At 71.7% G+C, this 8307-nt stretch carries 6 protein-coding genes; 5 read left to right on the forward strand and 1 reads right to left on the reverse strand.

Features of this window, described 5'->3' with window-relative positions; translation table 11 throughout:
- Window positions 1–39: 39 nt before the first annotated feature.
- From E1283_RS26755 to E1283_RS26770, 4 genes are all read left to right on the forward strand, one after another.
- On the forward strand, window positions 40–1143 hold the full coding sequence (locus E1283_RS26755) for a branched-chain amino acid aminotransferase (protein ID WP_132820725.1): 1104 nt from the start codon (window positions 40–42) through the stop codon (window positions 1141–1143).
- Between the two features lie 335 nt (window positions 1144–1478).
- Window positions 1479–3098, forward strand: a complete 1620-nt coding sequence (gene cimA, locus E1283_RS26760) for a citramalate synthase (RefSeq protein WP_132820726.1) — start codon at window positions 1479–1481, stop codon at window positions 3096–3098.
- 154 nt (window positions 3099–3252) lie between these two features.
- A complete protein-coding gene (locus tag E1283_RS26765) occupies window positions 3253–4857 on the forward strand; it encodes an acyl-CoA carboxylase subunit beta (RefSeq protein ID WP_132820727.1) in 1605 nt (534 codons plus the stop codon).
- A 50-nt stretch (window positions 4858–4907) separates the two neighbouring features.
- Window positions 4908–5105: an acyl-CoA carboxylase subunit epsilon gene (locus E1283_RS26770; protein WP_132820728.1), complete on the forward strand. Its 198-nt coding sequence runs from the start codon at window positions 4908–4910 to the stop codon at window positions 5103–5105.
- Between the two features lie 75 nt (window positions 5106–5180).
- On the opposite strand, the gene E1283_RS26775 is transcribed toward E1283_RS26770, so the two are convergent.
- A complete protein-coding gene (locus E1283_RS26775) occupies window positions 5181–5360 on the reverse strand; it encodes a hypothetical protein (protein WP_132820729.1) in 180 nt (59 codons plus the stop codon).
- 542 nt (window positions 5361–5902) lie between these two features.
- Here E1283_RS26775 and E1283_RS26780 point away from each other — a divergent pair.
- The coding region (locus E1283_RS26780) for a nitrate- and nitrite sensing domain-containing protein (RefSeq protein WP_132820730.1) at window positions 5903–8307 on the forward strand (2405 nt) is incomplete at its 3' end.

Below are 8307 nucleotides of genomic sequence, written 5' to 3' on the forward strand. Positions count from 1 at the left end.
CCCGACGTGAAGCCCACCCGACGTGAAGGACGCGCCCACATGACGACCCCGATCACCTTCGACCTCAAGCCCTCCACGCAGCCGCTCCCCGAGGCCGATCGCGCCGTCGCCCTCGCCGAGCCCGGGTTCGGCCGGTACTTCACCGACCACATGGTCACCATCCGCTGGACCGAGGGCCGCGGCTGGCACGACGCCACCCTCCAGCCCTACGCCCCGATCCCGCTCGACCCGGCGACCATGGCGCTCCACTACGGGCAGGAGATCTTCGAGGGCCTCAAGGCCTACCGGCGGGCGGACGGCTCGATCGTCACCTTCCGCCCGGACGCCAACGCCCGCCGCTTCCAGCGCTCGGCCGCGCGCCTCGGGATGCCCGAGCTGCCGGTGGAGGCCTTCGTGGAGGCCATCGACGTGCTCGTCGCGCAGGACGCCGCCTGGGTGCCGAGCGGCGCCGGGCAGACGCTCTACCTGCGGCCCTTCATGTTCGCCACCGAGGTCGGGCTCGGCATCAACCGGCCGGCGAACGAGTACCTCTTCATGGTCATCGCCTCGCCCGCCGGCGACTACTTCGCCGGCGGCGTGCGGCCCGTCTCCGTCTGGCTGTCCACCGACTACGTGCGCGCCGCGCCGGGCGGCACCGGCGAGGCCAAGTGCGCCGGCAACTACGCGGCGGCCTTCCTCGCCCAGGCCGAGGCCGTCCGGCACGGCTGCGACCAGGTGGTCTGGCTGGACGCGGTGGAGCGCCGCTGGGTGGAGGAGATGGGCTCGTCCAACCTCTACTTCGTGCGGGGCACCGGCGCCGACGCGCGGATCCTCACCCCGAGGCTGACGGGCACCCTGCTGCCCGGCATCACCCGCGACTCGCTGCTCAGGATCGCCGACGACCTCGGCTACCCGACCGAGGAGTTCCGGATCACCGTGGACGACTGGCGGCGGGAGTGCGAGAGCGGCGCCATCACCGAGGTCTTCGCCTGCGGCACCGCCTCGGTGATCACCCCGGTCGGCTCGGTGAGGTCGGCGGACGGCGCCTGGACCATCGGCGACGGCCAGGCCGGCGAGATCACCCTGCGGCTCCGCGAGACGCTGGTCGACATCCAGACCGGGCGCGCCGAGGACCGGCACGGCTGGCTGCACCGGGTCGCCTGAGCCCGACGCCACGGGGCCCGGCCGCTGGCGGCCGGGCTCGGCGTCCGCATCCTGAGACGACGGGCGGCACGGGAGACCGCCTGTGCCACACTCGCTTCCGTGCTCTCGTTCGCCAGCATTATCGGTGACCAGCGCGCCGGTCCACAGTGAGCCACCCACCGCCCACCCAGGCGTCGGCGGCCACCGTGCCTCAGACCCGCGCGCAGACCTCTCGCATCCGCGAGGGGTCTTTTCGTTTTCCGGCACACTGGACCGGAGAGGGAGCGCACGGGCCGTGAGGGCAGTGGAGCCAAGCCCCCGCAGCCGCCTCCATTCGACAGGAGTCCCGCACCACCATGACCAGCAAGGACGAGCCCGCCACCCAGCCCCCGGGCGACGGCTTCCACGTGTTCGACACCACCCTGCGTGACGGCGCCCAGCGCGAGGGCATCACCCTCACCGTTGCCGACAAGCTGACCATCGCCCGCCACCTCGACGACTTCGGGGTCGGCTTCATCGAGGGCGGCTGGCCGGGGGCCAACCCCCGGGACACCGAGTTCTTCCAGCGGGCCCGCGCCGAGATCCCGTTCCGGCACGCCCGCCTCGTCGCCTTCGGCGCCACCCGCAAGGCCGGCGTCTCCGTGGCCGACGACCCCCAGGTGCGGGCCCTGATCGACTCCGAGGCCCCCGTCGTCACCGTGGTCGCCAAGGCCCACGACCGCCACGTCGAGCTGGCCCTGCGCACCACACTCGCCGAGAACCTGGCCATGATCGGGGACACGGTGGCCCACCTCCGCGCCCACGGCCGGCGCGTCTTCGTGGACTGCGAGCACTTCTTCGACGGCTACGCCGCCAACCCCGACTACGCGCTCGACGTGGTGCGCACCGCTCACGGAGCCGGGGCCGACGTGGTGGTGCTCTGCGACACCAACGGCGGCATGCTGCCCGCCCGGGTGCAGGCCGTGGTGCGCACCGTGCTCGCCGACACCGGCGCCCGGCTCGGCATCCACGCCCAGGACGACACGGGCTGCGCCGTCGCCAACACCCTCGCCGCGGTGGACGGCGGCGCCACCCACGTGCAGTGCACCGCCAACGGCTACGGCGAGCGGGTCGGCAACGCGAACCTGTTCCCGGTGGCCGCCGCGCTGGAGCTGAAGTACGACCGGCGGGTGCTGCCGGCCGGCTCGCTGCGCGAGATGACCCGGATCTCGCACGCCATCGCCGAGGTCGTCAACCTCACCCCCGCCACCCACCAGCCCTACGTCGGGATCTCCGCCTTCGCCCACAAGGGCGGGCTGCACGCCTCGGCGATCAAGGTCGACCCGGACCTCTACCAGCACATCGACCCCGAGCTCGTGGGCAACTCGATGCGGATGCTGGTCTCCGACATGGCCGGCCGGGCCTCCGTCGAACTCAAGGGCCGGGAGCTCGGCTACGACCTGGCGGGGGACCGGGAGCTGGTCGGCCGGATCGTCGCCCGGGTCAAGGCACAGGAGCTCAAGGGGTTCAGCTACGAGGCCGCCGACGCCTCGTTCGAGCTGCTGCTCCGCGCGGAGGCCGAGGGCGGCCCGCAGCGCTTCTTCCGGCTGGAGTCCTGGCGGTCGATCACCGACCAGCGCTCCGACACCGGCTGCGAGAACGAGGCCACCGTCAAGCTGTGGGCCAAGGGCGAGCGGATCGTCGCCACCGGCGAGGGCAACGGCCCCGTGCACGCGCTCGACCAGGCGCTGCGCGCCGGCCTCGAACGCACGTTCCCCGAGCTGGCGAGGCTCCAGCTGGTGGACTACAAGGTGCGCATCCTGGAGGGCCGGCAGGGCACCCGGTCCACCACCCGGGTGCTGATCACCACCGGCGACGGCACCACCGAGTGGGCCACGGCGGGCGTCGCGGACAACGTGATCGCCGCCTCCTGGCAGGCGCTCGACGACGCCTACACCTACGGGCTGCTGCGCGCCGGGGTGCGCCCGGAGGAGTGACCACCGCCGCGGGGCGCTGTGCGGATCCGACAGTGCCCCGCCGCCCCGCACTGTGCCTTTCCGCGTTCTATGTGCAGCGCGGCCATCAAACGGCGGCGGAGACTGTTCGGATCTGACGAGGGCGGGTCGGCCGGGGTTTTCGTAGGGTCGTTACATGACCGATCAAGCCGAGGCCGTAGCGCCCGACGCGCCAGACACGGGGACCGCCATCGACGCCCACGGGCGGGTGGCGGAGCTGCGGGCCATCCGCGAGGAGGCGGTGCGCGGTCCCTCGGACAAGGCGACCGAGGCCCAGCGCGCCAAGGGCAAGCTGACCGCGAGGGAGCGGATCGATCTGCTGCTCGACCCCGGATCGTTCCGCGAGGTCGGCATGTTGCGGCGGCACCGGGCCCAGGGCTTCGGCCTGGAGGCCAAGCGCCCGTACACGGACGGCGTCGTCACCGGCTACGGCACGGTGCACGGCCGCCAGGTGTTCGTCTACGCGCACGACTTCCGGATCTTCGGCGGGGCGCTCGGGGAGGCGCACGCCGCCAAGATCCACAAGATCATGGACATGGCCATGGCGGCCGGGGCGCCGCTGGTGTCGCTGAACGACGGCGCCGGCGCCCGGATCCAGGAGGGCGTCGTGGCCCTCGCCGGCTACGGCGGCATCTTCCAGCGGAACACCAGGGCCTCCGGGGTGATCCCGCAGATCTCGGTGATGCTCGGCCCGTGCGCCGGCGGCGCCGCCTACTCGCCGGCGCTGACGGACTTCGTGTTCATGGTGCGGGAGACCGCCCAGATGTTCATCACCGGGCCCGACGTGGTCAAGACGGTGACCGGCGCCGACGTCACCCACAACGGCCTGGGCGGCGCGGACGTGCACGCGGAGACCTCCGGGGTGGCGCACTTCGCCTACGACGACGAGGAGTCGTGCCTGGAGGAGGTCCGGTTCCTGATCTCCCTGCTGCCGAGCAACAACCGGGAGAACCCGCCGGCGAGCCCCACCGAGGACCCGGCGGACCGGAGCTGCGACGCGCTGGTCGACCTGGTCCCGGTCGACGGCAACCGCCCGTACGACATGCGGTCGGTCATCGAGGAACTGGTGGACGACGGCGAGTTCCTCGAGGTGCACGAGCGCTGGGCGACCAACATCATCTGCGCGCTCGCCAGGTTCGACGGCCAGGTGGTGGGCATCGTCGCCAACCAGCCGCAGTCGCTGGCCGGGGTGCTCGACATCTCCGCCTCGGAGAAGGCCGCGCGCTTCGTCCAGATGTGCGACGCGTTCAACATCCCGATCGTGACGCTGCTCGACGTGCCCGGCTTCCTGCCCGGCGTCGACCAGGAGCACGGCGGGATCATCCGGCACGGTGCCAAGCTGCTCTACGCGTACTGCAACGCCACGGTCCCCAGGATCTCGCTGGTGCTGCGCAAGGCGTACGGTGGTGCCTACATCGTGATGGACTCGCAGACCATCGGCGCGGACGTCACGCTCGCCTGGCCCACCAACGAGATCGCGGTGATGGGCGCGGAGGGCGCGGCCAACGTGATCTTCCGCCGGCAGATCGCCGCCGCCGAGGACCCTGACGCCATGCGAGGGCGCATGGTCAAGGAGTACAAGGCCGAGCTGATGCACCCCTACTACGCGGCCGAGCGGGGCCTGGTCGACGACGTGATCGACCCCGCCGAGACCCGCCAGGTGCTGATCCAGTCACTGGCGATGCTGCGCAACAAGCACGCCGACCTGCCGGCCCGCAAGCACGGCAACCCGCCGCAGTGACGCGGCCCCGTCCCCGAGTCGAGCCTGACGATCCGCAAGGAGTGCGCGAGATGAACAGCGACCCCCATCTGGTCCGGGTGGAGAAGGGCGAGGCGAGCCCCGAGGAGCTGGCCGCCGTCACCGCCCTGTTGGTGGCCCGTGCCGCCCGGCAGGACGCCGCGCCGGCCGGCGCCGACCGCAGCACCGCGGGCTGGCGCCGCCTGGAGCGCGCCGCCGGCTACCGCGCGCCGCACAGCTGGCAGGGGTAGCGCGCCGCCCCGCGCGCGCCCCGACACGCGAACAGCCCCCGGCCGAGCCGGGGGCTGTTCGCGTGCGAGCCGAGGTCAGGCGGCGTTCTCACGCTCGACGAGGATGGTGCGCCGCGGGTTCGCGGTGGCCCGGGGGAGCTCCGGCAGGCGCGCCTCGGGGCGCTCGCCGAGGGCGAGCTCTCCGGCGTCGGAGAGGTGTGCCAGCGTGGTGCGCCGCGGGTTGGCGGTGGAGCGGATCGTCAGGGTGCTCTTCACGGTGCTCTGCCTTGACTCTCTTGTCGTTTCCGAACGTTCTGTAAAGCGAGGCTAGGCTCGCTATACCCGCCGGAAGCGGGGAATCAGCCACCTGCCCGGTGTGAGTTTGCTCACGGCGGTTTGGCGAAAGCACGTCAAATCGGGACAGCCAAGGGGCGGGATAAAAGGGGCATACGCTGCCATAGGTTTACTCCTTCCACACGATAGCTACCCGTTGTGTGCTTGTTCGATGGTGATGTGGTGCACAAAAGTCCGATTTCTCCATGCTGGCTGTGTACATGCCGTGACGCTCGACCTTCGGAGTGTCATAGATGTCACGGGAGCGTTCCCAGCCCTTGTTGGAGATCGGCCACTGTGCTGGAATCACACGGACCGTCGCGGGTCAGCCACCGAAGTGAGGGGCGCACGCCAGCGCCACTCGCCGTGCTGACCGTCAGACGCGGCGGTTGCCCACAACCGTCAAGGGGCTCGGGTGCCCCCGGCTCGACACCGTCACGTCGTCTTCGCGGCGTGCCGCTCAAGGTCCAGAGGTTGCGACGCCAGTGCAGGGACGTTTCAAGAGGGAAGGCAGTGCTGCGGGGGATGCGGAGCCTGGTGGTGTGACGGACCGCGGCTCCTCCGCCGGGCCCGCCCCAGGGGGCGGTGACCCGGCACAGCCCGCCGTGGGGGGTGAGCAGCCCACCCGCGAGCCGGTCACCGCCGGCGCCGACAAGCGCCCGGCGCCCGCCAGGCCCAGTCGTTCGGGATCGCGCCTCGCGCTGCGCAACTGGCGCATCAGCACCCGTCTGGTGTCGCTGATCGCGCTCCCCGTGGTCGCCGCCACCCTTCTGGGCGGCTTCCGGATCCAGAACTCGATGGAGGACATCGAGAGGCTGGACGACCTGGAACTCCTCACCGACATGACGCAGGTGGCGACCGAGTTCGCCAAGGCCCTGCAGGAGGAGCGCGACCGTTCGGCCGGCCCGCTGGTCAGCGGCCGCGACCGGAACAGCGACGAGGTCGTGTCGGCCCGCGAGACCACCAACCAGGCGCTCCGCGCCTTCAGCGACGCCCGGCTGCGGCTCTCCGACACCGACGAGGCCATGCGAGGCGTCGTCTCCACGGTGATCAACATCGGCCGCCAGGTCAACGAGATCAGCACCATCCGCCGGCAGGCGTACGAGGACCCGGAGAACGCCGGCCAGACGATCAGCGCCTACAACAACCTGATCGAGTCGCTGCACAACCTCTCGCTTGACATGGCCCAGGCCACCAGCAACAGCGAGATGATCCGCTCCACCCGAGCCTTGGCCGCCTTCTCCTCGGCCAAGGAGCACGCCTCCATCCAGCGTGCCGTGATCACCGCGGGCCTCGCCCGCGACGAGCTCCCCGGCCAGAACGCCGACCTCTCCGACGTCGACTGGCGCCTCGGCCGCAACAGCAGCCTCAGCGAAGAGGCGCAGTTGGAGAGCTTCGCGCAGATCTACGGCCAGAGCCGGGCCAACGACCGGCTCGCCCCCCTCGAGGGCGGCATCGCCAACGTCACCCAGGCGGACCAGTACGCACAGCGCGTCTTCTCCGCCCCCGAGGGCATCAGGAACTCGCCGGACCGCAGCTACCGCAACTGGTACGAGCAGGACCGGACCAAGATCGAGGCGATGAACGTCATCGAGTCCGAGCTCCTCGCCGAGATGCAGGCGCAGGCCAACGCGCTGCGGGACGACGCCCAGCAAGAGGCCGTCATCAACGGCGCCGTCGTCATCCTGGTGCTCGGCATCTCGCTCGTCGGCGCCTTCGTGGTGGCCCGCTCCATGGTGCGCTCGCTGCGCCGCCTCCAGGAGACCGCGACCGAGGTGGCCCGCAAGCGGCTGCCCGAGGTCGTCAAGCAGATGTCCGAGGCCGAGCCCGAGGACGTCGACACCACCGTGGAGTCCGTCGGTGTCCACACCAGGGACGAGATCGGCAGGGTGGCCGAGGCGTTCGACGACGTCCACCGCGAGGCGGTCCGCCTCGCCGGTGAACAGGCCCTGCTGCGAGGCAACGTCAACGCGATGTTCACCAACCTCTCGCGCCGCAGCCAGGGTCTGATCCAGCGTCAGCTCTCCCTGATCTCGGAGCTCGAGTCCCGCGAGGCCGACCCGGACCAGCTGTCCTCGCTCTTCAAGCTCGACCACCTCGCCACCCGCATGCGCCGTAACGGTGAGAACCTGCTGGTCCTCGCCGGCGAGGAGCCGGGCCGCCGGTGGACCCGCCCGGTGCCGCTGGTCGACGTGTTGCGCGCCGCGGCCTCCGAGGTGGAGCAGTACGAGCGCATCGAGCTCAGCGCCGTGCCCAAGACCGAGGTCGCGGGACGCGTCGTCAACGACCTCGTCCACCTGCTGGCCGAGCTGCTGGAGAACGCCACCTCGTTCTCCTCGCCGCAGACCAAGGTCAAGGTCACCGGTCACGCGCTGCCCGACGGCCGGGTGCTGGTGGAGATCCACGACACCGGCATCGGCCTGTCCCCCGAGGACCTGGCCGAGATCAACGACCGGCTGGCCAACCCGCCGACCGTCGACGTCTCGGTCTCCCGCCGGATGGGCCTGTTCGTGGTCGGCCGGCTGTCCCTGCGACACGGCATCCGGATCCAGCTGCGTCCCTCGGACTCCGGCGGCACCACCGCCCTGGTCATGCTCCCCGCCGACGTGGCCCAGGGCGGCGCCCGGCCGCGTCCCGCGGCCCCGCCGACCAGCCCCGCCACCGCGACCCTGCACCGTGAGACCCCGCCGCAGCGCCGCCCGGCCGGCGAGGGCGGGCCGGCGCTCGGCACCGGCCGCGAGGGCCAACTGCCCGGCTGGCAGCGGAGCCTGGAGCGCAACGACTCCACCCGGCAGGTGCCGCGCCGCCCCAACAGGCCCGAGCTGCCCTCCCGCCCGGTGGGCTCCGGCCCCGGCGGCCAGCCGCCCAGGACCCCGGGCGAGCCCCCGAC

The organism is Streptomyces hainanensis (genome assembly GCF_004348415.1).
Classification (GTDB): domain Bacteria; phylum Actinomycetota; class Actinomycetes; order Streptomycetales; family Streptomycetaceae; genus Streptomyces; species Streptomyces hainanensis.

What these genes read in the sequence shown, in the direction of transcription:
- E1283_RS26755 (WP_132820725.1), top strand. Translation starts at nt 40, where the DNA reads ATGACGACCCCGATCACCTTCGACCTCAAGCCCTCCACGCAGCCGCTC.
- E1283_RS26770 (WP_132820728.1), top strand. Translation starts at nt 4,908, where the DNA reads ATGAACAGCGACCCCCATCTGGTCCGGGTGGAGAAGGGCGAGGCGAGC.
- cimA (WP_132820726.1), top strand. Translation starts at nt 1,479, where the DNA reads ATGACCAGCAAGGACGAGCCCGCCACCCAGCCCCCGGGCGACGGCTTC.
- E1283_RS26765 (WP_132820727.1), top strand. Translation starts at nt 3,253, where the DNA reads ATGACCGATCAAGCCGAGGCCGTAGCGCCCGACGCGCCAGACACGGGG.